The organism is Actinomadura syzygii (genome assembly GCF_008085905.1).
Classification (GTDB): Bacteria; Actinomycetota; Actinomycetes; order Streptosporangiales; family Streptosporangiaceae; genus Spirillospora; species Spirillospora syzygii.
Map to the genome: position 1 here is coordinate 104,612 of NZ_VSFF01000013.1, position 25,668 is coordinate 130,279.

At 72.4% G+C, this 25,668-nt stretch carries 26 protein-coding genes; 12 read left to right on the plus strand and 14 right to left on the minus strand.

Annotated elements, in window-relative coordinates; translation table 11 throughout:
- Nucleotides 1-2 precede the first annotated feature (2 nt).
- Nucleotides 3-323, plus strand: coding sequence for a cupin domain-containing protein (locus FXF65_RS32445; RefSeq protein ID WP_148353883.1), 321 nt, complete (start codon nucleotides 3-5; stop codon nucleotides 321-323).
- 168 nt (nucleotides 324-491) lie between these two features.
- Nucleotides 492-1,640: a hypothetical protein gene (locus FXF65_RS32450; protein WP_148353884.1), complete on the plus strand. Its 1,149-nt coding sequence runs from the start codon at nucleotides 492-494 to the stop codon at nucleotides 1,638-1,640.
- 70 nt (nucleotides 1,641-1,710) lie between these two features.
- Here FXF65_RS32450 and FXF65_RS32455 read toward each other — a convergent pair whose 3' ends face one another.
- Both FXF65_RS32455 and FXF65_RS32460 read right to left on the minus strand, forming a co-directional pair.
- Nucleotides 1,711-3,258 carry an alpha/beta hydrolase gene (locus FXF65_RS32455; protein WP_222868849.1) on the minus strand — a complete coding sequence of 516 codons (1,548 nt, stop codon included), beginning with the start codon at nucleotides 3,256-3,258 and terminating at the stop codon, nucleotides 1,711-1,713.
- A 43-nt stretch (nucleotides 3,259-3,301) separates the two neighbouring features.
- The gene (locus FXF65_RS32460; RefSeq protein ID WP_222868850.1) at nucleotides 3,302-4,459 is read right to left on the minus strand and encodes a serine hydrolase domain-containing protein; all 1,158 of its coding nucleotides are present in this window, start codon (nucleotides 4,457-4,459) and stop codon (nucleotides 3,302-3,304) included.
- 413 nt (nucleotides 4,460-4,872) lie between these two features.
- On the opposite strand from FXF65_RS32460, the gene FXF65_RS32465 reads away from it, so the two are divergent.
- Both FXF65_RS32465 and FXF65_RS32470 read left to right on the plus strand, forming a co-directional pair.
- A complete protein-coding gene (locus FXF65_RS32465) occupies nucleotides 4,873-6,018 on the plus strand; it encodes a hypothetical protein (protein WP_187412617.1) in 1,146 nt (381 codons plus the stop codon).
- Complete coding sequence (locus FXF65_RS32470; RefSeq protein ID WP_187412618.1) at nucleotides 6,008-6,763, plus strand: SDR family oxidoreductase; 756 nt, start codon at nucleotides 6,008-6,010, stop codon at nucleotides 6,761-6,763. The genes FXF65_RS32465 and FXF65_RS32470 overlap by 11 nt, the downstream gene beginning before the upstream one ends.
- Here the strand turns inward: FXF65_RS32470 and FXF65_RS32475 are convergent.
- The 4 genes from FXF65_RS32475 to FXF65_RS32490 are packed head-to-tail and all read right to left on the minus strand — an operon-like array spanning nucleotide 6,748 to nucleotide 10,203.
- A complete protein-coding gene (locus tag FXF65_RS32475) occupies nucleotides 6,748-7,383 on the minus strand; it encodes a hypothetical protein (RefSeq protein WP_148353888.1) in 636 nt (211 codons plus the stop codon). The two genes, FXF65_RS32470 and FXF65_RS32475, sit on opposite strands and share 16 nt — an antisense overlap.
- Nucleotides 7,371-8,492, minus strand: a complete 1,122-nt coding sequence (locus FXF65_RS32480) for a hypothetical protein (RefSeq protein ID WP_148353889.1) — start codon at nucleotides 8,490-8,492, stop codon at nucleotides 7,371-7,373. Before FXF65_RS32480 ends, FXF65_RS32475 begins: the two co-directional genes overlap by 13 nt.
- Nucleotides 8,489-9,235: a PIG-L deacetylase family protein gene (locus FXF65_RS32485; protein WP_148353890.1), complete on the minus strand. Its 747-nt coding sequence runs from the start codon at nucleotides 9,233-9,235 to the stop codon at nucleotides 8,489-8,491. Before FXF65_RS32485 ends, FXF65_RS32480 begins: the two co-directional genes overlap by 4 nt.
- Before the next feature lie 2 nt (nucleotides 9,236-9,237).
- A complete protein-coding gene (locus tag FXF65_RS32490; RefSeq protein WP_187412620.1) occupies nucleotides 9,238-10,203 on the minus strand; it encodes a tetratricopeptide repeat-containing protein in 966 nt (321 codons plus the stop codon).
- Between the two features lie 201 nt (nucleotides 10,204-10,404).
- On the opposite strand from FXF65_RS32490, the gene FXF65_RS32495 reads away from it, so the two are divergent.
- Nucleotides 10,405-11,118 carry a phosphatase PAP2 family protein gene (locus FXF65_RS32495; protein ID WP_148353892.1) on the plus strand — a complete coding sequence of 238 codons (714 nt, stop codon included), beginning with the start codon at nucleotides 10,405-10,407 and terminating at the stop codon, nucleotides 11,116-11,118.
- Nucleotides 11,119-11,128: 10 nt separating this feature from the next.
- Here the strand turns inward: FXF65_RS32495 and FXF65_RS32500 are convergent, their stop codons facing one another.
- Nucleotides 11,129-11,866, minus strand: coding sequence for a GntR family transcriptional regulator (locus FXF65_RS32500; protein ID WP_148353893.1), 738 nt, complete (start codon nucleotides 11,864-11,866; stop codon nucleotides 11,129-11,131).
- A 47-nt stretch (nucleotides 11,867-11,913) separates the two neighbouring features.
- On the minus strand, nucleotides 11,914-12,648 hold the full coding sequence (locus FXF65_RS32505; RefSeq protein ID WP_148353894.1) for an SDR family NAD(P)-dependent oxidoreductase: 735 nt from the start codon (nucleotides 12,646-12,648) through the stop codon (nucleotides 11,914-11,916).
- A 65-nt stretch (nucleotides 12,649-12,713) separates the two neighbouring features.
- On the opposite strand from FXF65_RS32505, the gene FXF65_RS32510 reads away from it, so the two are divergent.
- Nucleotides 12,714-13,322: a TetR/AcrR family transcriptional regulator gene (locus tag FXF65_RS32510; RefSeq protein WP_148353895.1), complete on the plus strand. Its 609-nt coding sequence runs from the start codon at nucleotides 12,714-12,716 to the stop codon at nucleotides 13,320-13,322.
- Nucleotides 13,323-13,328: 6 nt separating this feature from the next.
- Here the strand turns inward: FXF65_RS32510 and FXF65_RS32515 are convergent, their stop codons facing one another.
- Nucleotides 13,329-14,768: an MFS transporter gene (locus FXF65_RS32515; protein ID WP_148353896.1), complete on the minus strand. Its 1,440-nt coding sequence runs from the start codon at nucleotides 14,766-14,768 to the stop codon at nucleotides 13,329-13,331.
- Between the two features lie 97 nt (nucleotides 14,769-14,865).
- Between FXF65_RS32515 and FXF65_RS32520 the strand changes: the two genes are divergently transcribed.
- Nucleotides 14,866-15,360 carry a winged helix-turn-helix transcriptional regulator gene (locus FXF65_RS32520; RefSeq protein ID WP_148353897.1) on the plus strand — a complete coding sequence of 165 codons (495 nt, stop codon included), beginning with the start codon at nucleotides 14,866-14,868 and terminating at the stop codon, nucleotides 15,358-15,360.
- A gap of 74 nt (nucleotides 15,361-15,434) precedes the next feature.
- Here FXF65_RS32520 and FXF65_RS32525 read toward each other — a convergent pair whose 3' ends face one another.
- Nucleotides 15,435-16,298, minus strand: coding sequence for an alpha/beta fold hydrolase (locus FXF65_RS32525; protein ID WP_246199275.1), 864 nt, complete (start codon nucleotides 16,296-16,298; stop codon nucleotides 15,435-15,437).
- Nucleotides 16,299-16,393: 95 nt separating this feature from the next.
- Between FXF65_RS32525 and FXF65_RS32530 the strand changes: the two genes are divergently transcribed.
- From FXF65_RS32530 to FXF65_RS32545, 4 genes are all read left to right on the plus strand, one after another.
- Nucleotides 16,394-16,927, plus strand: a complete 534-nt coding sequence (locus FXF65_RS32530) for a CGNR zinc finger domain-containing protein (RefSeq protein WP_148353899.1) — start codon at nucleotides 16,394-16,396, stop codon at nucleotides 16,925-16,927.
- 74 nt (nucleotides 16,928-17,001) lie between these two features.
- A complete protein-coding gene (locus tag FXF65_RS32535; RefSeq protein WP_148353900.1) occupies nucleotides 17,002-18,549 on the plus strand; it encodes an MFS transporter in 1,548 nt (515 codons plus the stop codon).
- 6 nt (nucleotides 18,550-18,555) lie between these two features.
- Entirely contained in the window at nucleotides 18,556-19,140 is a 585-nt protein-coding gene (locus tag FXF65_RS32540) for a TetR/AcrR family transcriptional regulator (protein WP_148353901.1), read from the plus strand.
- 112 nt (nucleotides 19,141-19,252) lie between these two features.
- Nucleotides 19,253-21,181, plus strand: a complete 1,929-nt coding sequence (locus FXF65_RS32545) for an amino acid transporter (protein WP_148353902.1) — start codon at nucleotides 19,253-19,255, stop codon at nucleotides 21,179-21,181.
- A gap of 40 nt (nucleotides 21,182-21,221) precedes the next feature.
- Here the strand turns inward: FXF65_RS32545 and FXF65_RS32550 are convergent, their stop codons facing one another.
- Nucleotides 21,222-21,581, minus strand: a complete 360-nt coding sequence (locus tag FXF65_RS32550) for a hypothetical protein (protein ID WP_148353903.1) — start codon at nucleotides 21,579-21,581, stop codon at nucleotides 21,222-21,224.
- A gap of 197 nt (nucleotides 21,582-21,778) precedes the next feature.
- Here FXF65_RS32550 and FXF65_RS32555 point away from each other — a divergent pair, with 197 nt between their 5' ends.
- Complete coding sequence (locus FXF65_RS32555; protein ID WP_148353904.1) at nucleotides 21,779-22,234, plus strand: tellurite resistance TerB family protein; 456 nt, start codon at nucleotides 21,779-21,781, stop codon at nucleotides 22,232-22,234.
- Between the two features lie 15 nt (nucleotides 22,235-22,249).
- On the opposite strand, the gene FXF65_RS32560 is transcribed toward FXF65_RS32555, so the two are convergent.
- The 3 genes from FXF65_RS32560 to FXF65_RS32570 all read right to left on the minus strand — a co-directional run bounded on the left by FXF65_RS32560 (nucleotide 22,250) and on the right by FXF65_RS32570 (nucleotide 25,622).
- The gene (locus tag FXF65_RS32560) at nucleotides 22,250-23,143 is read right to left on the minus strand and encodes a M48 family metalloprotease (protein WP_148353905.1); all 894 of its coding nucleotides are present in this window, start codon (nucleotides 23,141-23,143) and stop codon (nucleotides 22,250-22,252) included.
- Nucleotides 23,140-23,511 (minus strand): BlaI/MecI/CopY family transcriptional regulator, encoded by a 372-nt coding sequence (locus FXF65_RS32565; protein ID WP_148353906.1) that lies wholly within the window; start codon nucleotides 23,509-23,511, stop codon nucleotides 23,140-23,142. Before FXF65_RS32565 ends, FXF65_RS32560 begins: the two co-directional genes overlap by 4 nt.
- A 71-nt stretch (nucleotides 23,512-23,582) precedes the next feature.
- On the minus strand, nucleotides 23,583-25,622 hold the full coding sequence (locus tag FXF65_RS32570) for a SpoIIE family protein phosphatase (RefSeq protein ID WP_148353907.1): 2,040 nt from the start codon (nucleotides 25,620-25,622) through the stop codon (nucleotides 23,583-23,585).
- Between the last annotated feature and the right edge of the window lie 46 nt (nucleotides 25,623-25,668).

A 25,668-nucleotide genomic window follows, 5' to 3' on the forward strand; every position in this document is an offset into this window, starting at 1 on the left:
TCATGGCGACAGTCGATTACGTGTGGGCGGCCGTCCAGGACGCCCCAGTTCGCGAACTCTTCCCGGGCATCCGCCTACGCACGCTGTGGAAAGGGGACGACGGCGCCTCCGCCCACGTGCTGGAAATGGACCCGGGCTCCTGCTGGCAGGGCATAGACGTCCACGAGCCCGGCCCGGAGGAAGTCTTCGTGACGTCGGGCGTCTTCAACGACGGCGTCCGCGATTACCCGGCTGGGTCGTTCATCCACGCCCCGGCGGGGTCCAGTCACGTCCCGCAGACCACCACAGGCTGCACGTTGTTCCTTTTCTACCCCGAAGGCTGAGGACGCCGACACATCGGCAATACCGTCTCCATTCTCGCCATCGCGACGAATTGTCGGGCTTTCGCCTCTGACCGGCGGAAACGAATGCCGATGGGCGCGAAAAAAGACCACTGTCCGCGCCAAGATGAGAAGGGTGGCATGATGTTGGCACTGCATTAAACGTTTTCCTTGGCAAACTTCCGCCCGCCCTCGTTACCATGCTGCGGTAAATCAAAACGGGGTCTTCGACGCGCCGGGTTCAGGGTCTCCGCGCGCGTCCGAGAAGGGGGAAGTATGACGTTTCGCATTTTCGTGATCGCCATCGCGGCGGCGGGAACGATCTTGCTCGGCAACGGCGCGAACGCCGCGACCCCTCCGGGCGCGCCACGACCGTCGCAGCACGTCGGGAATGGCGCCAAAGCGCCCGTGACGGTGGTGAACGTCTACGGCAACAACAACACCATCGTCACCGACCGGTCGGTGGCGACGGTCGGGGACGGCAACCGCCCCAACGCGAACACAGGCGACGTCTCCTCAAGCGGGACCCTGGGCATCGACGACAAGAACTCGACGCTCCAGTCCGGCACCTCGACCAATGGCTCGCCCGCGACTCCGACCGGTGCGGGCCCGGTCGCAGCCCAGCCGCAGCCTCCCGCCCAGGCCGGGCATGCGTCTCTGGACCCGGCGGGCTCCCGTGTCGGGAAGCCGCGGCCCGTCCGGAAAACCCGCACGCGGGCCACGACGCCGCAGTTCCCGATTCCCGTCTCGGAGAAGGGACAAAGCACCGCCATCTCGGGATACGAGGACCATTCGGTGAACGTCTCCGGCGAGGACCAGATCGCCGTCTACGACGATTCCAACCTGTTCGTGAACCGGAACGGGCGGCTCAACGCGAACACCGGGGACACCGATTCGAGCGGCCTCAACGCCGTCGACGTAACGGGCTCGACAGTCAAGTCGGGCGACCATAACGAAGACGGCGAGGACGGCGACGAGAACAGCGACGACAACGCCAGGCGAGCGGACCCCCGGCCGACTGTCGCGCCCGTCGCCCTGCCCGCGGCGCCCGCCACCCCGAAAGGCCAGACTTCCAGCAAGGTGACCGACGACGGTGAATCCAACGCCACCGGTAAGAACTCCCTCACGATCGGCGCGGACGGCTACGACAACCTCGGCACGACCGTCCATGGAAAGCGGAACATCGCGACCTACGACGACTCGAATGTGGTGACCGGCGGCACCGGTGACGTGAACGCCCAGATAGGCGACAGCGATACGAGCGGCGCCGTCGTCATGGACGTCCACGACTCGAATCTCCAATCAGGCAATTCCACCTGATCTTCCAGCAGCGAATCCGGGAGCCCCGGATCGGGACCGGTCCCGATCCGGGGCTCCCGGCGTCATGCGGTCACTTCTCCGCCGGGCAGGTCTGGTCCTTGGCCGGGAGACGGCCGGTCAGCAGGTAGTCGTTCACCCGGTCCCGGACGCACGTGTTGGGGTATCCGCGCTGGTAGGGAGCGTGGACGTAGCCGTCCAGCGTGATCATCCGCGAGCCGCGCAGCAGCCGGTGGACGGTCTCGTTCCGCTCGTAGGTGGTGCGGGTGTCGCCGGTCGCGGCCACCATCAGCGCGGGCAGGGCCGCGTCGATCCTCGTCGGCGCCTCGGCGGGGCGCGTCGCCCAGAACGCGCAGGGCTGGATGTTGCGGGCCAGCGGTCCGAACGTCGGGCTGGAGCGGCGGTGCCTCTGGACGTCCCGCCAGTAGAACGCGGGGTCGCGGGGCGCGGCCCGGTCCCCGCAGATGATCGCGGACTGGCCGCTGCCCTCGGCGGAAGCGGCGCCGGTCAGCAGGTAGGACAGCTCGTCGTCCAGCTCGGGCGTGGGCTTGGCCGGACGTCCCGCCGCGGCCTCCCGGAAAACCCGGATCGACCCGGCGAGCACCGCGCGGGCGCCGTCCTCGTCGGTGCCGAGGTTGTCGATCAGCACGCTCGGGAACGTCGAGGCGTCCACCCGGTACCGGCCGACCGCGAGCGGGCGGCGGCCCGACTCGGCGGCGATGCCGTCCACCACCGCCAGCACCTTGTCGCGGGTGTCGCCCAGGCCGTAGGTCCGGTTGCGCTCGGCGGTCCATCCGGCCCACGCGGCGAGGGCGCGCTCGTTGGCGTCCTCGGTTCCGGCGATCAGGCGCGGACCCCAGGAGTAGGGGTCCTGCGAGCTGTCCAGGAGGACGCGGTCGAGCTTGCCGGGGAACATCGTCGCGTACACCGAACCGAGGTAGGTGCCATATGACGCACCGTTGTAGGACATCTTGCTCTCGCCGAGCGCTCCCCGGATGACGTCCATGTCGCGGGCGATGTTGCGGGTGCTGATGTGCGGGATCACGTCGCCGTTCGTCCGGGCGCAGCGGTCCGCCAGGTCCTTCGCGAAGGCCACGCCCCGCTCGAACGAACGGCGGGTCGGCCCGGCGCCCTTGACCCAGGTGGCGCTGGGCCAGCCGCAGTCGACCTTGGCGCTGCGGCCGAGCGACCTCGGGTCCATGCCGACGAGGTCGTAGCGCGGACCGGCCGCGCCCATCAGGTTCCGCATGTACGGCGGCAGGTCGATGGCCGCGCCGGGTCCGCCGCCGTTGAGCAGCATCATGCCGAGCCGCGGCCCCGGGCCGGACGCCTTCAGCCGGGAGATCGCCACCTTGATCGTCCGGCCGTCCGGCCTGGTGTAGTCGAGCGGGACGGTCACGTCCGCACATCGCGCGCCGGCCGCGTCCAACTCCTTGCCGGTCTCGTCGTCCGCGCCGAGCGTGCACGCCTTCCAGTCGAGCCGCTGCTGGTAGAACCGGCTGAGGTCACCGGGCGTCGAGGCGGCCGACGACCTCGCCCCCGGCATCGCGGACACCGCCAGCGCGGCGGCCGCGGCGGCGCCCACCGCGAGCACGGCCACCGATCGGATCGTGGTCACCATCGTTGCCTCCGTCATTTGTCGCACACGTCACTAGCCGCACGCGTCACTTGTCGCACAGGGCGGTCTGGACGAGGTTCAGCTCGTCGTCGAACGCCTCCTTGGTCGCGGGGTTCTCGTTGAACGCGATCGCGACCCGGCGGCCGGACGGCGCGACGCCCGCGATCGAGGTGAAGCCGTCGATGTCACCGGCGTGGCCCCACCACGTCCCGCCGCAGCGCAGCGGCGTGCCGATCAGGCCGAGGCCGTAGGCGGCGCCGTCCCAGACGCGGTCGGGGTCGAGGGCGACCGTGTCCTTCATCTCCGCGAGCAGCGCGGGCGGCAGGAGCCGGCCGCCGAGGAGCGCTCCGAAGAAGGCGGACACGTCCCGCTGGGTGGAGATCAGCGCGCCGCCCGTCCACGCCGCCGTGGTGTTCATCTCCGTGTAGTCGACGACCCTGCCGTCCTCCTGCCGGACGTAGCCGCGCAGGTGGCGGCCCTTGATCCGGAGCTCGTCGCCCGGCCAGTAGGTGTCGCGCAGCCGCAGCGGGCCGATGATCCGGCGCTGGATCTCGGCCTCCGCGCGGTGCCCGGTCACCTTCTCGATGAGGAGCCCCGCGATGACGTAGTTGGTGGTGGAGTAATGCCATTCGGTTTCGGGAGCGGGCAGCGACAGCGCGCGGTCGACCAGTTCCCCCGGCTCGAAATGCCGGTACCGGAACTCGTCGGCGGACGCGAAGGTCTCCATGTGGTCGGGCAGGCCGCTGGTGTGGTTCAGCAGGCTCCGCACGGTGATCTTCCGGCCGTCGTGGCCGTTCCGGTCGATCAGGCCGGGCAGGTAGCGCGCGACGGGCGCGTCCAGCGCGATCCGCTTCTCGGCCGCGAGCTGGAGCACCGTGGTCGCGGTGAACGTCTTGGTGATGCTGGCGACCCTGGTCCGCGAGGCGGCGTCCATGGGACGTCCGGTCCGCCGGTCGGCGGTTCCGGTCGCCGCCGTCCACGTCCCGCAGCGCGGGTCGTCGACCCGCACCGCCGCGCCGGGCATCCCGTGCACGCCCGTCATGCGGTTCAGCACCTGCCGGGCGGCGGCGTGCTCGCAGCCGCGCGGGGCCACGGCCCGCGCCGGCGCCGGGGCCATGGCCGGGACGCCGATCACGGCGCCCGCCGCGAGCACCGCGACCGTCCCCCGGACGGCGCGGCCCCGCCTGGATTCACTTGTGGTCATGGACGACGACGCTAGGTTCGCGGCCCGGCCCGGCACATTGCGGCGATCTCCCGAATCCGCGTTCAGGTTCCCCGGACCGCGAACAGTGGGGCCAGCCTCATCGACACCGGCGCGTTCACGTTTCGCCGCCCGCCGCGGCGACCGGCCGCTACTCTCTTGATCATCGGACGGGATGGAAGCGGTGCGGAATGCCGACGCGGGCCCTGGATGTGACGGAGGCGTTCAACCGCCTGCTCGCCGAGAACCCGGACGAGGCGGCGGAATTCCTCAGCCCGTCGCCGGTCTCCCCCGGCCGGGCCATGGGAGAGTTCATCGAGCTGGGATACCGCCTGGACGAATGGCGGCACACCGTCACGCCGCAGATCCTGTCCCGGGGCGCGGTCGATTCGCTGGAGCGGGGCGTCCGGGCGGTCATGGCGGGCATCGACCAATTGCTGCGCGCGACTTTCGAGGACGATGCCGAAAAGGCGGCCGAGGCTCTTCAGATCGAGCGCTGGAAGATGGGTCTTCTGCATGTTGCGCGGCGCCAGGATTGGGCGCGGATCGCTCGTCCCGACGTCATCTGGCACGGGGACGTTCCGCGGCTTCTCGAACTGAACGCGGGCACCTGGCTCGGCGGGCTCGGCGAAAGCGACCTGCTCGCCCGCGCGCTTGTGGGGTGGCCGCGAGCGGAGCGTTTCCTGAAAGAGGCCGGGGTCTGTTCCGTCGATACGGTCAGTTCGCTCGCCGAGCACGTTCTGGCGTCCGAACGGCTCCGGCCGGACGATCTCGTGGTGATCGCCTACTGGGCGGACGGGCACGACAACATGCCCCCGGTGTTCCGCCGCGCGCTGGAGTCGCAGGTCAGGCGGGGCGGGCTCAACGCCGTGGTCGCGCCGATCGAGGAACTCGACCTCACCGGGCATCACATCACGCTCGAAGGAAACCGTGTCGCGGCTGTCTACCGGTTCTTCGAGGAAGTCGAAGACGACCACCCGGAAAGGGCCGGGCGGTGGCGGCGGCTGCTCAACTACATCGCCGCCGGACGAGTCGTCCTTGTCGGCGATTTCGTCGGTGACGTGTTCGCCAACAAGACGTTGCTGGCGATGCTCTCCGAGGCCGCCGACAACGGCACCGTTCCGAACGCGGCCGATGTTCGCAACGTTCTGCCCTGGACTCGCCTCCTGGCGGACGGACGAACCACCCGCGACGGCGCGCCAATCGACCTCCTCGACCATTGTTCGCGGCACCGGGACGGCCTCGTCCTTAAACCGGTCGACGGATACGGCGGCGCGGACGTCGCCTTTGGCGCGACGATGGCGGAGTCGGAATGGGCGCGGAGCATCGACCGCGCGCTCGATGACGACCGCCTCTGGGCGGTGCAGCGTTTCGTCCCATCGGAGACGGAACGCCTCACCTCCTTCCAGGGCGGGCGAATGCGAGCGGCGCCCGCGCGTTCCGTCACCGGCGCCTTCTTCGTCGGCCGCCGTTTCGCGGGCGGGATACGCCGTTGGGCGACGAGCGAACTGAACGTCAATCCCGTGTGCGGTTCCGGAGAGGGGAGCGTCTTTGTCCGATGACGTCCGCGACACAGGACTGAAAGGGCGGCGCGTGCTCGTGACCGGCGCGTCCACCGGAATCGGTGAGGCGATCGCGCGGGACCTCGCGGGGCGCGGCGCGCACGTCGCCGTGCTGGCGCGGCGGGCCCGTCCCCTCGAAGCACTGGCCTGCGAGATCGGCGGCGTCCCCGTCCAGGCCGATCTCAAGGACCCCGACGCCGCCGCCGACGGGGTGGCCGCTGCCGCCTCCGGGCTGGGCGGCGGCCTGGACGCGCTGGTCAACAACGCCGGGACGTTCCGCCTCGGCTACGTCACCGACGGGCTCACCTCGGACTGGCAGGACATGGTGGAGGTGAACATCCTCGGCCTGCTCGCCGTGACCCGGGCGGCCGTCCCGCACCTGGCGCGGAGCCCGCGCGGCCAGATCGTCAACATCGGGTCGATGAGCGGCCGCCGCGTGTCCCATCCGGCGAGCGGCGTGTACGCGGGGACGAAGCACGCCGTCCACGCCATGAGCGAGGCGATCCGCTGCGAACTGCACGACAAGGGCATAAGGGTCACCGTCATCGCGCCGGGCCTGGTCAGGACGAACCACGGCGGCTACATCACCGACCCCGCCCTCCGCGCGGACGCCGAACGCGACCAGCGGGAGGAGGGACTCGACCCCCGCGACGTCGCCGCCCAGGTGCGCCACGTGCTGTGCACCCCGCCGGACGTCCACCTCACCGAGATCGCAATGTTCTCCGCGCGTCAGTATCCGAGCTGAGCCTCGCGTTCCAGCATGTCGGCGGCGGCGCGGATGCGGAGGCGATGGTACGCCTCGTTCAGTTTCAGCAGCGAGTGCGTCGTGCAGTGGGGCGTTAGGAAGTGCTGTGCGAGCCGCGTTCGGTGCGCTTGCCATTCCTGGCGGGGGTCCGGGCGTAGGCGGGTGGAGATGGGGAGTACCGCGTCGTCGGACGGCTGGGGCGGGAGGGCGTCGGCCCAGCGTTCAGCGGCGTCGAGCGAGTGAAGGGCGTCTGCCTCGGTGCTGGGCGGGCGTGTGGTCCAAGCGACTGCGCGGGTTCGGACGTCTAGCGCCACGGTGCTGTACGCGGCTTCGGCGATCAACAGGAAGGCGCGGGCGGGCAGTGCCTCGCAGGCGAGCATCGTCAGGGCCGGGTCGCCGCCGTCCGGGCGCGGCTCGGTGACGGGCAGGACGGTGACGGCGGGCCGCCCGCCCCACACCGGCAAGCCGCGCAGATACTCCTCGGCATCGTCCGCGCCTGCGCCGCACGTCGGGCAGCGCAGCACCCTTGCGACCAGCGGCGTCATCTCGCGCGAGCGGAGGAAGAAGACCGCCGCCTCGCGCCGCGCCATACGCTCGACGACCGCCGTCACACCGGACACGCGGCCCCGCTGTGGTCGGACGACCCGCGAGCGCACCCCGCCGCGCAGATCGCCGCGTACGCCGCGCGGGCGTCCGCCGCCGGACGGGCCCGAAGCCCCGAGTCGATCCACGATTCCAGCGCCGCCGTCCGCAGCGCAGCCCGGACGGGTCCGTCCGCCACCGGGCGAGCCCCGGAACGCGCGAGGTCCGCACCGAGCAGGTAACCGGCGGCCCAGACCTCGGTCGCTTCCGCGACCGTGACGCCGCCCGCGACAAGGCCGCTGGAAAGGAAATCCGCGAAACCGTCGAGTATCGTGTCCGGATCGAAGCCCGCGACACCGCACCAGTCGTGCCAATACCAGCCGTACGGGTGGGAGACGTATTCGTCCGCGCCCGGACGCACGAACCTGATCAGGCAGCGGGACCCGCGCAATTCCACGGTGAATTCGTGCGGCCCGCCGGTGAACCCGGCCTCATCCGGCGAGTCGGCCCAGTGCCCTGGCGGCAGGCGCAGACCAGGGGCCAGGACGGTCCCGTGCCGCGAGCCGTCCAGGTCGTTGCCCGCCAGGCTCGGATGGTCGGTGTGGTCGACAAGATGCGGGATCGTCGCGGTCATGGGCAGGCCGCGCCGGTTGCGGAAGTCGATGATCGCCTCGTCGTCGTCCCCCCAGAACGCGTCGTCGGGCAGCCGGGACAGGTGCTCGGCCAACGCCCGCGCCTCCCGGACGGGCAGCACCAATCCCAATGTCGGCGTCCACTCATAACGAGAAAGCGGCGCCCAGGCGCGTCCCGCCATAGCGGCCTTGCGCGTCAAATAGGAATTGTGCGGGCTGTTCCAATTGACGCACAACGCCAGCCCGAAGCCGGGACGATGCGCGATGGCCTCGGTCAGTTCTCTGGCGAAGCCGGGGACCGGCACGACGTCGTCCTGCAGAACGAGGTGGTGGGTGGCGTCGGCGGTGATCGACGCCCAGGCGCGCTTGGCCGTCCGCAACGCGCTGGGCGGGCCGCCGGGGCGGGGGTCCTCGATGACCCTCGGGGCCAGCGGGGCGCACGACCTCAGCAGTCCGGGCAGCAGCGCGGCCCGGCGCGGATGATGCATGATCACCGCGCTGAGCCGGACGGTCATCGCGCCATCCGCCACGCGGCCTCGTGGCCGAGGAGCGCCGTCCACCGCCGCGCGTCGGCGGGGCCGAGCCCGAGCGCCGGGAGCTGGCTGCGGTACGCCCTGACGGCACCCGCCTTCCGCTCCCGCTCGTCGGCCGTGAGCCGGACGGCCCGCCCGACCAGCGCGTCCGGGTCGACGCCGGTGCACACCAGCTCATCGATGACCCACCGGTCGGGATCGAGGTACTCGGCGGGCTCAGCGCCGGTGACCCAGGTCGGCCAGCCGTGCACGATCGTGTAGGGGAGGTCGGCGTAGAGGTGGACCGGCGTGGCGCGGTCACCGGCGGCGTCCAGCGCGGCGAGGACGGCCCGCCGCAGCGCGACGTGGTCGGGGTGGCCGCCGATACCGGCCGGGATCCAGATCTCGGCCGCGCCCGCGATCTCGGGCCGGAGGCGGTCGGCCAGCCGTCCGAGGTCGAGCTCGCCGGTGCGGAACTCGTCCTCCGGCTCGTCGAGGCGACGCCGAGCACAGCCCAGCGCGGACATGGCCGCGTCGTCCTCGGCCAGCCGCTCCCGGTGCCGCTCCGCGGCCGAGCGCGCCCGGGTCAGCCGTCCCCATTCGGTGTGCTCGACGCTCCCCGGCGGCGCGCCCGCGAACACCGTCACGACCTCCGCGTGCGGGCGCGTGAGCTGCACGGACGCCGACAGGACGGCGTCGTCGAGGTGGGGGGAGAACACCCGCACCGCCCCTTCGGCGGCGGCCACGGCTAGGCGCCTTCCGGGGTCGGCAGGCCGCCGAGCAGGGACCCGGTGGCGCGCGTGTGCGGATGGTCCGCGCCGAGCACGCGGCGGCGGCGCCGCAGGACGTCGGCGAGGAGCGCGTGGGCGGCGGTGGCGTCGCCGGTCACCGCGGTCCAGCGGGCCAGTTCGTGGCCGGTCGTGAGCGTGCGCGGGTGATCAGGGCCCTGGACGTCCCGGCGGATCGGCAGCAGCTCTTCGAGGAGGGCGCGGCCGGTCGCCGGGTCCCCGGCCTCGGCCGTCCAGCGGGCCAGTTCGTGCCGGGTGGTGAGCACGCTCGCGTTGCGCGGCCCCCACGCCGCCTCGCGGAGGGGCAGGAGCTCGCGGAACAGCGCGACCGCCTCGCCGGGGCGGCCGACGAGGCCCGTCCGGCGGGCGATCTCGTGCCGGGTGGTGAGCGCGTCGGGATGCTCGGCGCCGTGCAGCCGGACGCGGACGGCGAGGAGCGCGTCCAGCGTTTCGAGGGCGGTCTCGTGGCCGCCCGCCTCGCCCGTCCAGTAGGCGAGCCGGTGCCGCGTGGTGAGGGTGTCGGGGTGCTCCGCGCCGAGGACCCGCGCCCGGACGGGCAGGAGGTCGCGGCACCGGTCGGCCGCGCCCGCGAAGTCGCCGCATTCGCCGGTCCAGAAGGAGAGGTTCTGGCGGCAATGGAGCGTGTTCGGATGTTCCGGGCCCGCGACCCTTTCCCACTCGGGCAGATATTCCCGGAAAGCGCGCAGCGCGTATTGCGGGTCGCCCGCCTCCCCGATCCAGTGCGCGTGGAAGTCGCGGGTGGTCAGCGTCTCGATATGGGCGTGGCCGTAGTGGTCGGCAAAGCGCGGGAGCAACGTTCCGAGGAGGGCGATCGCGCGGGACGTATCGCCCCCGTCGCCGAGCCGGTCGGCGTGCTCTCTCCGCTGCCGCAGTTCCCGATCACCTAATGATTCGGCGGTTGTCAAGAAGCACCTTCTCGGGGGGCCGTACAACTGCTGATGATCTTACACAACAATGGACCGGGACAGCGGCGCGTCGCCGCGGCCGGGCGGTCGCGCGCTGTACCGTCGTCCTGCCGGGCGAAGGGGCCGCCGCGCCGACCTCGTCCCGGACGTGGAGCCCAGGCACAGGTGGCGACCGGGGGTTGGCTCGTGCGTGCGTCCGAAATGCGACGACCCGTCGCGCCGTCCGCCGAGCCGGGCGCGGGCCGGTGGCGGCGGGTCGCCGCGCCCCTCGCGCTGGCCGCCGCGCTGGCGGTGTGGACCCTCCTCGTCCTGGTGGGAGGCCCGGTCATCCACCTGGACGTGACGATCAGGGACGCCGTCGTGCACGCCACCGCGGACGGAGGATGGCCCACTCCGACGCGCGCGGCCCGCGAGTACGCCGAGGTCGGCGACCCGCTCGCGGCCGGGACGGTACTGGCCCTCGTCGCCCTCGTCCTGGCGTTCCTCCGGCGCGACGTCCGGCCGATGCTCTACGCCGTGGCGGCCGTGTCGCTGCTGGTCGTCACGGTGCTGATTCCCAAACTGCTCTACCACCGGACGGGCCCCAATCCCGCCGATCCGGGAAACAGCGGGACCGGGTTCTACCCGTCCGGCCACACCACCACATTCCTCACCCTTTACGGGACCGCGCTGATCCTCGCCGCCTGGCCGCTGACGCGCTGGAAACTGTCCGCGATCGGAGCCGTCATCGCCGTCGCGGCGGGCTCGTACGGAACGGCGTTGGTGTGGTGCAACTACCACTGGACGAGCGACGTGATCGGCGGCTGGCTGCTGGGCCCCCTCATCCTGTGGACGGTATTCGCCGTGAAAACCACCGCCCGCGTGATCGACCGGCTCGCCGAATTCACCGAACGCGCGAAACCGCCGAAACGCTGACTCGGCCCACCTACGTGGCGGAGCGGCGCGGGGACTTCAACCCGAGGTGGATGCGGTACCGGTCGGCCCGGTAGGTGGAGAAGGCGACCTCGGCGCAGATCCCGCGGCTGTACGTCCGCTGCCGCAGGAAGAACACGGCGGCGCCCGGCGCGACGCCGAGCGGCGTGGCGTCCTCGCGCCCGGCCGGGCCCGCCTCGATCGTCTGGTCGCCCTCGTCCATGACGATCCCGAACTCGGTCTCCAGCACCTTGAACAGGGAGCCGCCGGGCGCGCGGCGCTCGAACAGGTCCGGCCCGAGGGACGCCGGGACATGAGAGCGTTCCACCGCCATGGGCTCGCCGTCCGCGAGCCGCAGCCGCTCCAGCACGTGCACGGACAGCCCGGGCGCCGCGCCGAAGTACCCGGCGAGGCGCGCGTCGGCCTCGATCGTCCGGGCGCGGAGGTCGACGCAGCCGGGCGCCATGCCGAGGGCGCGCATGTCCTCGGTGAAGGACACCAGCTCCTTCGGCATCCACACCTTCGGCCGCGCCACGAACATGCCCTTCCCCTGGACGCGGCGGAGGCGCTCCTCGGCGACGAGCTGGTCGACGGCCTGCCGGACGGTCGCCCGCGACAGCCCGAACCTGCGGCAGAGGTCGCGCTCGGACGGGACGGGCGCCCCCACCGGCAGCCGGTCGTTCTCGATCATGTCCAGCAGGATGGCGCGGAGCTGGAGGTACTTCGGCACGGGCCCGGAGGGATCGATCACCCTTCATGCATATCCGATCATCGTCCGATCCGGCGGCGATGAGCCGATCACCAGGGCACGTGCCCGCGGTCGTTGAAGAAGCCGCCGGTCTGGACCGCGTCCGCGGACGCGGCCAGGTCCACGATGATCCGGGCGCCCTCCTCGACGGTCCGGGCGCCGCGGTGGCCGGTGAGGTCGGTGGCGGTGTAGCCGGGCGTCGCCGAGTTGATCGCGATGTGCGCGAGGTCCGGGTCCCTGGCGAAGGCGCGGGCGTACTGCACGGTCAGCATGTTCAGCGCGGCCTTCGACGCCGCGTACGCCATCCGCCGGTCGGCGTCGCCGCCGAAGTCGGCGCCGCCGCTCGTCAGCCCCATCGACGCCGTCGTGCTGGACACGTTGACGATCCGCGGCGCGGCCGACGCGCGCAGCAGCGGCAGCATCGCGTGGACGAGCGTGACGACGCCGAACACGTTGACCTCGAAGGTCTCGCGCAGCTCGGCCGCCGTGGTGTCGGCGGGGAGCCGGTCGACGACGGTTCCGGCGTTGTTGACCAGCACGTCGAGGCGTCCGTGGTCGCGGCGCAGCCGGTCCGCCACCGCCTCGACGTCGGCGGCGTCGGTGACGTCGAGGCGCACCGGGACGGCCGTCCCGGCGCCGCCGAGGTCATCGGCCGCCGCCGCGCCGCGGTCCGGGTCGCGGCTGCCCATGAACACCGTCATCCCGCAGCCGAGGAGCTGCCGGGACGTCTCCTTGCCGAGCCCCTTGTTCGCGCCGGTCACGAGCGCCACCTGCCGGTCGGCCATGCTTCGCCCCTTCCTCCGTTGATGTTACGACCTGCATCTCAATATACAAGCTGTATCATGACTGGATGGTGAGGGAAACGGGACTGCGGGCCGCGAACGTGCAGCGGACGAGGCGCGGGATCCTCGACGCGGCCCGGCGGCACCTCGTCGCGTCCGGCTACCACCGGCTCAGCCTGGAGGACGTCGCCGCCGACGCGGGCGTCACCCGGGTCACCATCTACCGGCACTTCGAGTCCAAGCTCGGCCTGCTCGACGCCGTCGGCGAGGACCTCGCGCAGCGGTCGGGGCTGGTCGCCGGGATGCGGGAGGCCGCCGGGATCGGCGACCCGGCCGCCGCCTTCACCGCGATGGTCGGCGAGCTGTGCCGGTTTTGGGGCACCGACCCGGAGCTGCTCCGGCGGCTGATCAGCCTCTCCGCCGTCGATCCCGAGGCGCATCAGGTCGTCGCCGGACGGGAGGACTGGCGGCTGCGCCGGATCGGCGGGTTCGTGCGGCGGCTGGCGGACGCCGGACGGCTCCAGGAGCCGTTCGGCGTCCGCCAGGCCACGGTCGTCGTCGGGACGGTCACCGGCTTCCCGGCCTGCGACGAGATCGCCACCCGGCTCCGCGCCGACCTGACCGGGCTGGGCCGGACGCTGCTGCCCCTGCTCGGCAGCGTCGTCCGGCTCGACTGACCTCGGTCAGGCGACGGGCGCGACCGTCTCGGCCGGGGCCGCCACGGTCGGCGGGGCGTCGCGCGGAGCGCGCAGGCCGGTCGCGACGACGACCGCGCCGAGCGCCGCCGCCACGACGGGGACGATCAGCGCGGCGCGCAGGCCGTCCATCCCCGATCCGGCGGCGACGCTGACGGCGGTGACGGCGGACAGGCCGAGCGCCGTCCCGAACTGGACGGACGTGTAGAGCAGGCCGCCCGCGAGCCCGTGCTCGTCCGGCGCGACGCCGTCCGTGGCCGCCATGGTGAGCGGCCCGTAGGCGAGGGCGAAGGACACGCCGAGCAGGACCAGCGACGGGAGCATGGCGGCGTAGGTCCAGTCCGTCCCGACCGGGAGGAACAGCGCGTACGCGACGGCCGCGAGCACGACCCCGCCGAACAGCACCCGGACGTTGCCGAACCGGTCCACCAGGCGCGGCGTCAGGACGGGCGCGAGCACGGTGTCGACGCCGATCACCAGCATGGCGAGGCCGGTCTCCAGCGTGCTCCAGCCCCGCAGTTCCTGGAAGTACAGCGTGACCAGGAACTGGAATCCCGCGAACGCGGCCAGGAAGAGCAGCGCGGCGACGTTCACCCGCACCAGCGGCGCCGACCGCAGGACCCCGAGCCGCACCAGCGGCGACGACGACCGCCGTTCGACCACCACGAACAGCCCCAGCAGCACCAGACCGGCGGCGAACACGACGACGGTCAACCAGATCTCCTCACCGGGATGCTCCAGCCGGACGACGCCGTACGCCAGCGAAAGCATCGCCCCCGTGATGCTGAACGCGCCCGCCAGGTCGAACCCGCCCTGCGGACGCTCGCCCCCGGTGTCGCGGACGACGGCCAGCGCCGCCGCCAGGATCAGCGCCGACAACACGACCGGCGCGAAGAACACCCACCGCCATCCGGCGGAGGCGAGCACTCCGCCCGCGACGACGCCGAGCGAGAAGCCGCCCGCCGCCGTCCCGGCGTAGAAGCCGAGCGCCTTCGTGCGCAGCGGCCCCGCCGGGAAGTTGGACGTGACCAGCGCCAGCCCGGCGGGCGCCATGAACGCGGCGGCGACGCCCGTGGCGAACCGGGCGAGGAGCAGCGTCCAGCCCTCGGTGGCGAGCCCGCCGAGGCCGGAGAACACGAGGAAGACGGCCAGCGACGAGACGAACACCCGGCGGTGCCCGAGCAGGTCGGCGGCCCGCCCGCCGAGCAGCATGAACCCGCCGTAGCCGAGGACGTAGGCGCTGACGACGCCGGAGAGCGTCCCGGTCGACAGCCCGAGGTCGGCGCGGATCGACGGCAGCGCCACGTTCAGCATCGCCACGTCGATCCCCTCCAGGAAGATCGCGCCGCACAGCACCAGGAGCACGGCCCGCGCGCGTCCCGTCAGGCGGACGGGCCCGTCCGCGGACCCGGTCACGGAATCAGACATGGCGCCCTTTCGCGGAGGGAGCCGTCCGGGGTGGTTCCCCGAATGTCGGTCGGTTCCCTCTTGTAACCGACAGCATCGTCGGACACCATTGGTGAGCATGGAAGACGGAACTTCGGAGTCCCTCGGTAACCCCTGTGATACCGGCCTTGACGACGACGTCGTCCAGTGGGACCAGCGGGCCGACTGCGAGGTCCGGCAGATCCTCGACCGCGTCGCCGACAAGTGGTCGCTTCTCGTGATCGCGCTGCTCGACAAGCGGAGCCTGCGCTTCACCGAGCTGCGCCGCGCGATCGACGGCGTCAGCCAGCGGATGCTGACCCGCACGCTGCGCCATCTCGAACGCGACGGGCTGGTGAGCCGGACGGTGCACCCGACCGTCCCGCCCCGCGTCGACTACGCGCTCACGCCGATGGGCGCGACCCTGCACAGCACCATCCGCGCCCTGGTCGGGTGGACGGAGGAGCACCAGAGCGCCATCGCCGCCGCCCGCACCGCCTACGACCTGCGCGCCGCCGCCGAACGGGAGGCCGCCGAGCGCGAGGCGGCCGAACGCGACGCCGTCGCCCGCGCCGCCCTCCCCGTCCGGGCCTGACGGCGCGCGGATCCGACGGCGCCACCGGCGGCGACCGGGCCGGTCGCGGCCGGTGGCGGTGGGACCCGTGCGGGTCAGGCCACGGCGCGGGGAAGGAAGCCGCGGATGAGGGCGGCGATCTCGGGGCCGTGGGTCTCGAGGGCGAAGTGCCCGGCGTCGAGGAGGTGGAGCTCGGCGTCCGGAAGGTCGCGGGTGTAGGCGCGGGCGCCCTCGACGCCGAAGATCTCGTCGTTGCGTCCCCAGGCGATCAGCGTGGGCGGACGGTGCGTCCGGAAGTACTCCTGGAAGGCCGGGTAGGAGGCGATGTTGGTCTGGTACAGCCAGAACAGCTGGACCTGGATCTCCTTGTTGCCCGGACGGTTCAGGTAGCTCATGTCGAGCGTCCAGGAGTCGGGCGACACGCGGTCCAGGCGGTCGGCGGGGACGCCGTGCGTGTACTGCCAGTGGATCGCCTCCAGGCCCAGCGACGAGGCGACGGTCGGCTCGTGGGTCTCGCGGTCCTTGTAGTACTCGAAGAGGCCGTCCCAGAAGGGCGTGAACCCGTCCTCGTAGGCGTTCCCGTTCTGCGTGACGATCGCGGTGATCCGCTCCGGGTTGCGGCTGGCGATGCGCAGCCCGATCGGCGCGCCGTAGTCCTGGATGTAGATGGCGAAGCGGTCGAGCCTCAGCGCGTCGAGCAGCCCGAGGGTGACCTCGGCGAGGCTGTCGAAGCTGTAGTCGAACTCGTCCAGGGAGGGCATCGCCGACTGGCCGAAGCCGATGTAGTCGGGCGCGACGAGGTAGAAGTCGTCGGCCAGGTCGCGCAGCAGGTCGCGGAACATCGCCGAGCTGGTGGGAAACCCGTGCAACAGCACCAGGACGGGCTTGGCCGGGTCTCCGGCCTCCCGGTAGAAGACGTCGAGCCCGTTGACCCGCACCGTGTGATGACGGACGACCATCATTGCCCCTAACCGTTGAAACGAATAACGACAGTCAGAGTTAGCCAGGTTCGCGCCTAACTTGTCAAGCTCGTCTTGCCGGTTAGCATGGAGCCATGGCGCATCGACCACTGACCGGCGAACCCCTCCCGCTGGACCTCGTCAACACGCGATGGCCCAGCGGCGACGCGATGCTGGACGAGTTCGACGAGCCCGGCGCGCTCGCCGCCTGGCTGCGCGAACACGACCTGCCGCCGGGCGGCGCCGACGGCGATCCGGAGCGCTACCTCGCGCCCCTCCGGGCGGCACGGACGGCGATCCGCCGCTCCCTGGACGACGGCGTCGACGACGGGGTCAACGCCGTCCTGGCCCACGGCACGCTGCGCCTCTCCCTGGAGGACGGCGCGCCGGCCGAGCACCCCGTCCTGGACGACGAGGCGTGGCGTCCGGCCTGGCTCGCGGCCCGCGCCCACCTCGACCTGATCGCCGCCGCTCCCCCGGACCGGCTGCGCCGCTGCGCCGGGGACGGCTGCATCCTGTGGTTCCTCGACACGTCCCGCAACGGCCGCCGCCGCTGGTGCTCGATGACCGCCTGCGGCAACCGCGCCAAGGCCAGGGCCCACTACGCCCGCACCACCACCCGCGGCTAGCCGCCGGATTTAGTTGAACTAACGTACAAGTAGTACGTTGGTTCAACTATCTATTCGACGGGGGCGGGACGGGCATGGCACAGCGAGGGCGCGCCGGGTGGCGCGAGTGGACCGGGCTCGCGCTGCTGGCGCTGCCGACCATGCTGCTGGGACTCGACGTGACGGCGCTCTACCTCGTCGTCCCGAACCTGGCGGCGGACCTGCGCCCGTCCGCGACGGAGACGCTGTGGATCATGGACGCCTACGGCTTCCTCATCGCGGGCTTCCTGATCACGATGGGGACGCTGGGCGACCGCGTCGGGCGGCGCCGGCTGCTGATGATCGGGGTGGCGGCGTTCGGCGCGGCCTCGGTCTTCGCGGCCTTCGCCCCGAGCGCCGGTTGGCTGATCGTCGCGCGGGCCCTGCTGGGTGTGGCGGGCGCGACGCTCATGCCGTCGACGCTGTCGCTGATCAGCAACATGTTCGGGGACGTCCGGCAGCGGGCGCTGGCGATCGGCGTGTGGGCGACGATGTTCGCCCTCGGGATGGCGGCGGGCCCGGTCGCGGGCGGCGCGATGGTCGCCGGTTTCTGGTGGGGCGCGGTCTTCCTCGTCGCCGTGCCGGTGGCCGCGCTGGTCCTGGCCGGTGCGCCGGTGCTGCTGCCGGAGTACCGGTCGGCCACCGGACGTCTTGACCCGCTGAGCGTCGGGCTCTCCCTCGCGGCGATGCTGCCGATCGTCTACGCGATCAAGCACGCTGCCGCCGAGGGCGTCGACGTCCGGGCTCTGGCGGCGATCCTCGTCGGCGGTGGGGCGGGGGTCGTGTTCGTCCGTCGCCAACTGCGGCTGCGCGAACCGCTGCTGGACATGAAGCTCTTCACCGGCCGGGCCTTCTCCGCGGCACTGTCCGTCCTGCTGGTCGGCCTGGTCGGTTTCGGCGGGGTGATGTTCCTGGTCACCCAGTACCTGCAGCTCGTCGACGGCCTCTCGCCGACGGCGGCCGGGCTGTGGATGGGGCCGCCCGCGCTGGCCATGCTCGTCGGCGCGATCGGCGCCCCGCTCGTGGCCGGACGCGTGTCGCCCGGCGTCGTCATGTCGGGCACCTTGGCGGTGTCGCTGACCGGATACGTCCTGCTCACCCTCGCGGGGACGGACGACAGGACGAGCGTGGTCGCCGGGTTCGCGTTCATCTACCTCGGGCTCGGGGTCATCGCCGCGCTCGGTACCGACATCGTGGTGGGCGCGGCACCGGCGGAGAAGTCGGGAGCGGCGGCGGCGCTCTCCGAGGCCGTGCAGGAACTCGGCGTCGCGGCAGGCGTCGCGCTCCTGGGAAGCCTCACCACCGTGATCTACCGGAGGGGGGTCGAGGCGCCGTCCGGGCTGTCCGCGTCCGAGGCCGACGCCTATGGCGACAGCCTCTCCGGGGCCTCGTCCCTCGACGCCCGGTTGCCGGAGGAGGCTCTCGACCAGGCGCGAGCCGCGTTCACCAGCGGGCTCAACACCGCCGCCGCGGTGGCGGGCGTCGCCATGGCGGCCGCTTCGGTGGCCTGCTTCGCGACGCTGCGCCACCTCCGGCCGCTCGGCGAGGCCGACCCCGAGGCGGAGCCGGTAGCCTCGACGGTCGGGGGCGGAGACGACTGGTGAGCGGGGATGACGGCTGAACAGGGCACTGCCGGGCAGGGCACCGTCGATAGGCGCAGGCTGCGCGGCGAGCGCCGCCGGGCGCAGATCATCGAGGCGACGCTCGCGATCGTCCGCCGCGACGGCGCCACCGGTGTCACCCACCGCGCCGTCGCCAAGGAGGCGGGGATCACCACCAGCCTGACCCTCTACTACTTCGCGACCCTGGACGACCTGCTGGTCGCCGCCCTGACCAGCGTCACGGACGAGTACACCACCCGCATTCGTCGGCTCATCGAGTCCGGCGACGACCCGCTCGACGGCCTCGCCCGGCTCATCGCCGAATCCGCCGGGCCGGGGCGGGAGCGCGCACTCGCCGAACGGGAGCTGTCCACCCTGGCCGCCCGCCGTCCCGCCCTGCGACCGGTCGCCCGGCGCTGGCGCGACAACGTCGCGGAACTCGCCCGCACGCAGACGGACGACCCCGGCGCCGTCGAAGCCTTCGTCGCCCTGTCCGACGGCCTGTGCACGGCCATCCTCCTCAACGAGGAGGACGCCGACCCGGACCGCGTCCGCGCCGTCCTCGGCAGAGTGCTGGAGCAGGCCCGCCGATAGCCCGTCCGGCGCGTGTTCGCCGATCTTTCTTCCCGAGGTGACGCACGACCCGCCCTGACGCCAGTAAAGTGTCCTGTTTTTGTCAGTCGGGGTGGGACCGAGGTGAATGCGGATGAGCGCGTCGATCCAGCGGGACACGGGCTCAGGTATGCGGCGATGGCTGCTGCAGGGGCTGCACCGTCCCGGCCGGAAGGCGGGCCCGCACCGCCGGCCGAGCCACGAGGATGCGCCGCACAAGCAGCACGCCTGGTGGCAGGTCATGTGCCTGACCGGCGTCGACTACTTCTCCACCCTCGGCTACCAGCCGGGGATCGCGGCGCTCGCGGCCGGGGCGCTCAGCCCGATCGCGACGCTGCTGCTCGTCGCGCTGACGCTGTTCGGCGCGCTGCCGGTGTACCGGTCGGTCGCGGGGCAGAGCCCGTACGGGCTCGGCTCGCTGTCGATGCTGGAACGGCTGCTGCCCGGCTGGCGCGGGAAGCTGCTCGTGCTGTTCCTGCTCGGGTTCGTCGCCACCGCGTTCATCGTCACCATCACCCTGTCGGCGGCGGACGCGACGGCGCACCTGCTGCACAACCCGTTCGTCCCGGACGCGATGGCGGGCTGGCAGATCCCCGTCACGCTGGTCCTGATCGCCGCGCTCGGCGGCGTCTTCCTGGTGGGCTTCAGCGAGGCGATCTCCATCGCCGTGGTGCTGGTCGCGGTCTACCTCGCGCTGAACATCGTCGTGGTCGGGACGGCCCTCGCCAAGGTCGCCGGGGACACCTCGCTCGTCGGCGACTGGACGGACGTCCTCACCACCGAGCACTCCAGCCCCATCGCGATGATCGCCGTCTCGCTGTTCGTGATGCCGAAACTCGCCCTCGGCCTCTCCGGGTTCGAGACCGGAGTGGCCGTGATGCCGCTGGTCAAGGGCGGTCTCGAACAGCGCATCCGGGGCGCGCGCAAGCTGCTGACCACGGCGGCGGCCCTGATGAGCGTGTTCCTGATCACGTCCAGCTTCGCGACGACCGTGCTGATCCCGAAGAAGGAGTTCGAGGACGGCGGCAAGGCCAACGGCCGGGCGCTCGCCTACCTCGCGCACGAGAACCTCGGCGACTGGTTCGGCACCGTCTACGACATCAGCACGATCGCGATCCTGTGGTTCGCCGGGGCGTCCGCCATGGCCGGGCTGATCAACATCGTGCCGCGCTACCTGCCCCGCTACGGGATGGCGCCGGACTGGGCGCGCGCGACGCGGCCGCTCGTCCTCATCTTCACCGGCGTCTCCTTCGCGATCACGCTGCTGTTCCGCGCGGAGGTCGAGGCGCAGGGCGGCGCGTACGCGACCGGGGTGCTGGCGCTGATCCTGTCCGCCGCGGTCGCCGCGACGCTCGCGGCCTGGCGGCGCGGACGGCGCCGTGTCGGCGTCGGGTTCGGCGTGGTGACGGCGATCCTCGTGTACGCGACCGTCGCGAACGTCATCGAGCGGCCGGACGGCGTGGTGATCGCCGTCCTGTTCTGCGTCGCCATCGTCGTGACGTCGCTGATCTCCCGCGCGACCCGCTCCACCGAGCTGCGCATCACCGGCGTCGAGCTCGACGAGACCGCCCGCCGGTTCCTGGACGAGACCCGCGACCTGCACGTCATCGCCAACGAGCCGGACGAGCGCGACGAGCGCGAGTACCGCGACAAGGCGGACGAGGCGTGGGCGCTGCACCGGCTCCGCGCCGACGAGGGCCTGCTGTTCCTGGAGATGACCGTCTCGGACGCCTCCGAGTTCGAGTCGACCGTCCGCGTCGTCGGCGAGGAGCGGCACGGCTACCGGATCCTGCGCGCCGAGAGCCCGAGCATCGCCAACGCCATCGCCGCGATCCTGCTGCACGTCCAGGACGAGACCGGCAAGCCGGCGCACGTCTACTTCCACTGGGTGGAGGGCAACCCGGTGGGGGCGCTGCTGCGCTACCTCGTCTTCGGCGGCGGCGACATCCCGCCCCTCACCCGCGAGATCCTCCGCCAGGCCGAGCCGGACGTCGAACGGCGCCCGGTCGTCCACGTCGGCTGAACCACGTCGGCTAGGCCGCGCTGGCTGGGCCGCGCCGGGCTCAGCCGCGCGGGCCGCCGCCGGACCGCGAGATGATCCACTCGGTGGTGCGGCGGACGCGGACGATCCGGCGCCGCAACCGCGTCCGTTCGGGCGCGCCCGCCCGAGGCCGCCGGTCCCCGCCTCGCGGCCGTCCGGCCGCCGTGCCCGGCCCGGTGCTCGTCCCAGCGCTCGCTCCAGTGCTCGTCCCGGTGCTCGGCATCATGCTCCGCGCCGCCGCGGCGAGCAGGGACGCCGCCTCGGCCAGCTCGGCCAGTTCGCGCTCCTCCTCGCGGGGCCCGGACGCCCGCAGCACCCGGACGCAGGCCCCTTCGACCTCGGCCATCCGCGCGCCCAACCGCAGCAGCCCCTGGTCGCTCATCGTCGTCTCGCCCCCGTGCGTCGTGGCGTATCTCCTTCGTCTGCGCCTCTGTCTCAAGGATGCTCCGCGGGCGCGCGGGGTTCGACTCATTTCCCGACACCCTGTCGTTAGGGATGTCGTAAGGCGAGCGGCGCCGCCCGTCCGCCCGGATCTGCTACTACATTTGTGGCAGAAAGCCGACGAGCGAAGGATGACACATGCCTTTCTGGGACAAGCTGCGTGAGTCCACCCAGACCATGCAGACTCAGCTCCTCAGCAAGAAGAACGAGCTCAAGAGCGGTGCGTTCCGCGACGCGAGCATGGCGATGTGCGCGCTGGTCGCCGCCGCCGACGGCAGCGTCGACCCGGCCGAGCGGCAGCGCACCGCGTCGCTGATCGCCTCCAACGAGGTGCTGCAGAACTTCCCGGCCGACGACCTGCAGCGCCGCTTCAACGACTACGTCTCCAAGCTGACCGCCGACTTCGACTTCGGCAAGGTGTCGGTGCTCCAGGACATCGGCAAGACCAAGAAGAAGCCCGCCGAGGCACGCGCCGTCATCCAGATCGGCATCGTGATCGGCGGCGCGGACGGCCACTTCGACGACCAGGAGAAGGCCATCGTCCGCGAGGCGTGCTTCGCCGTCGGCCTCGACCCCGCCGAATTCGAGCTCTGACCCGGCCGGGCCGGGTCACCCGAAGGCGAGCAGCGACACCAGGCACGACACGAGGACGTGGTCGAGTTGCAGCGTCGTCGCGGTCAGCGTGCCGGTGACGACGCCGTTGCCCATGAACAGCAGCGGGCCGGTGACCGCGTTCTTCGCCGGGGCCGTGCCGCGCAGCGCCTCCACGCGCTGGACGACCCCCGAGTCGGCGAACGCGGCGCCCGGCCCGGCGGCCAGGGGCTGGGCCAGGGCCACCTTCGCGATCGTGCGGGCGACCAGGGTCCGGTCGCCGACGGCCTCGGCGGCGTCCTCGTCCGCCCAGCGCTCCACCGCGAGGCGCAGCCGCGCGCGCAGCGCCCCGAGCGGCGGCAGGACGGCCGCCGCGAGCAGCCCGGCCGCGAGGTAGCGGTGGTGCCGGTGCCGCAGGTGCGACGTCTCGTGCTGGAACACGACGTGCAGCTCCCGGGTCGTCAGCCTGCTCAGCAGCCCGCGGGAGAGGAGCACCCCGCCGTCCCGTCCCGGCACCGCGACGGCGATCGGGACGTCGGTCTCCAGCGGCTCCCCGGCCGCCGCCGTCCGCGCGGCGCGCAGCTCGCGCGTCCAGCGGACCGCCGTCCAGGCCGCCGCGCCCAGCCCGGCGAGCGTCAGGACGAACGCCGGGACGCCGACCAGGTCGGGCACCGGCCGGTCGTCCCCGAACAGCGCCCATTCGGGGACGTGCGCGGCGGCGGACGGCGCCAGCGACGCCGCGTAGTTGATCCCGACGAAGATCCCGGTGCCGAGCGCGGCCGTCGCCGCCATCGCCGCCGTCGTCGCGAGCAGCCGCGCCGACCAGGCCGGGTGCAGCGGCAGCGGCGCCCGGCCGAGCGCCGTTCCCAGCGTCAGCATGATCGTCAGGGGCAGGAAGGTGAACCAGGTCACCCGGCGTCCTCCGGCCGGTCGGCGACGTCGAGGAACTCGCGCAGCGCGCGCGCCTCGTCCGCGCTGAGCGACCGCGCGAACCGGCTCAGCACGCCGCCCGGGTCGCTGGCGTGGCGGAGCTGGTCGTGCATGCGTCCCGCGACGAGGGCCGACTCGTCCACGGCGAGCCGGTAGCGGTAGGACCGCCCGGACCGGGTGCGCGACACGAGCCTCTTCTCGTGCAGCCGGTGCAGGATCGTGTTCACCGTCGTGTAGGCGGGGTCGCCGTCGAGCCGCGCCACGATCTCGGCCGTGCTCGCGTGCCCGCCGAGCCCGGCCAGCGCGGCGAGGACCTCCGCCTCCAACTGCCCGAGCGGTCTGCGCGGCACCGGCCCACCTCCCTTTGACGGCCTGCGTCCGGCCTGCGTCCGGCTCAAGATAGACCACCGCTGAGGTCCCGTCAGCCCGGACGGCGGAGGGCGATCATGGCCATGTCGTCGATGCCCGCGGTCGGGAGGTGGCCGATCAGGCCGTCGCAGAAGGCGGCGAGCGGTAGCCCGGCGAGTTCGCCCGCCCGCTCGCGGAGCCGTCCGAGGCCGATGTTCAGGTTCTCGCCCGGCCGTTCGACCAGGCCGTCGGTGTAGAGCAGCAGGGTGTGGCGGGGCGGCAGGCCCAGCGTCGCGCTGCGAAAGGGCGGGTCGAAGAGGTCGCCGAGGCCGAGCAGGGGGTTGGTGCCGTCCTCCAGGAGGCGGGAGTCGCCGTCCGGGCCGACGAGGAGCGGCGGCGGGTGGCCCGCCGTGGCGTAGCTGAGGCGCGGCTCGCCCGGCTCGGGTTCCTCGATCTTGGCGAGGGCGCAGGTGGCCGTGCCGTCCGGGGTCAGCGTGGCCATGGCGATGTTCAGCCGCCGCAGGATCTCCCCGGGCGGGCCCTCGCGGTCAACGATCAGCCCCCGCAGGATGTTCCTGAGCTGGCTCATCGCGACCGCGGCGGCGAGGTCGTGCCCCGCCACGTCGCCGATCGCGAGGACGAGCGCGCCGTCCGGCAGGACGAACGAGTCGTACCAGTCGCCGCCCACCTCGGCGGTCGCGGGGCTCGGCCGGTAGCGGGCGACGATCTCGCGGTCGGGCACGGCGGGCGGCTCCGCGAGCAGGCTGTGCTGGAGGGCCAGCGCGACCTGGTGGGTGCGCTGGTACTGGATGGCGCTGCTCAGCGCGTCGTGGGCGTGGTCGAAGAGCTGGCCGAGCAGGGCGACGTCGTCCCCGCTGATCGGCTCGCGGTCGGCGGTGGCGGCGGCGGTCACGACGGCGGCGACCGTCCCGTCCACGGTCACCGGGAGCATGACGACGCTGTTCGCGCTCGCCTTGACGAGCCAGTCGCGGGTGGCCTCGGGCAGCAGGCCGCGCGGCGGCTCGCCGGGCGGGAAGGTCCGGTGCAGCGGGCGGCGGCGCCGGACCGTCCGGGTGAACTCGCTGTCGGCGGCGAACCACTCCTCGCCGGACGGCGGCTGGCGCGGCAGCCCGGCCCGCGCGGCGGTCGCGACGCGCTCGGCGACGACCGGCGCGCCGCCCCGCCGGTCGGTGAAGTCGGGCAGCAGGTGGACGCCGCACCCGTCGGCGATCGCCGGGACGAGGACGTCCGCGAGCGCGCCGAGCATCTCCCGCACCCCGGCGTGCTCGGCGGTCGCGACGGCGGCGCGCTCCAGCAGTTCCCTGCGGCGCTCCTGCCGCCAGCGCTGCTCGATGTCGACGCACGTCCCGACCCATTCGACGATGGCGCCGTCCTCGAAGACGGGCGCGGAGTGGATCTCGAAGTGCCGGTGGTCGCCGTCGACGGTGCGCAGCCGGTAGACGTACTCCCACGGGCGGGCGTCCTGGATGGCCGCGCGCCACGACCGGTAGGCGGGTTCGCGATCGTCCGGATGCAGCGCCCGCAGCCACCCCCGGCCCCGGAACTCCTCCCACGTCTGCCCGGTGACCCGCTCCCAGCCGGGGCTCGGCTCGATGGGCTCGCCCTCCGGGTTCGTCACCCAGACGATGTCCGCGCTGACCCGCAGGAGGCTCTGGAACCTGTGCAGGGCGCGGCGGTGCCGCTCGACCGTGTGGTCGGCCTGCTGGGCGGCCATCACGTGCCTGGTGACGTCCACGACCAGGATGAGGATGCCCGGCCTGTCGGTGGAGATCCTGGACAGGCTGAACGAGAAGAACCGCTCCTCGTACCCGCTGTCGGGGTAGTAGAGGCTGATCGGGGCCTCGGCGAGGCTGACCGGGAGGCCGGTGGACAGGACGCGGTCGAACAGGTCGAGGTAGTCCTCCTGGAGGAGGTCGCGGAACGTCTCGCGCATCGGCCGTCCGGGGGCCCGGTCCCCGAAACTCCTGCGGAACGCCTCGTTGGTGTAGGTGAGGGTGTGGTCCGGGCCGGTGGTGATGGCGACGCCGACCGGGGCGGGATCGAACAGCTCCGGCGCCTTGCCGTGGTACTCCTCCTTCCAGGCGTCGTCCATGCCGTCCCCTCGGTTGCCGGTTGCGCCTTCCCCTGCCCCTACCCTC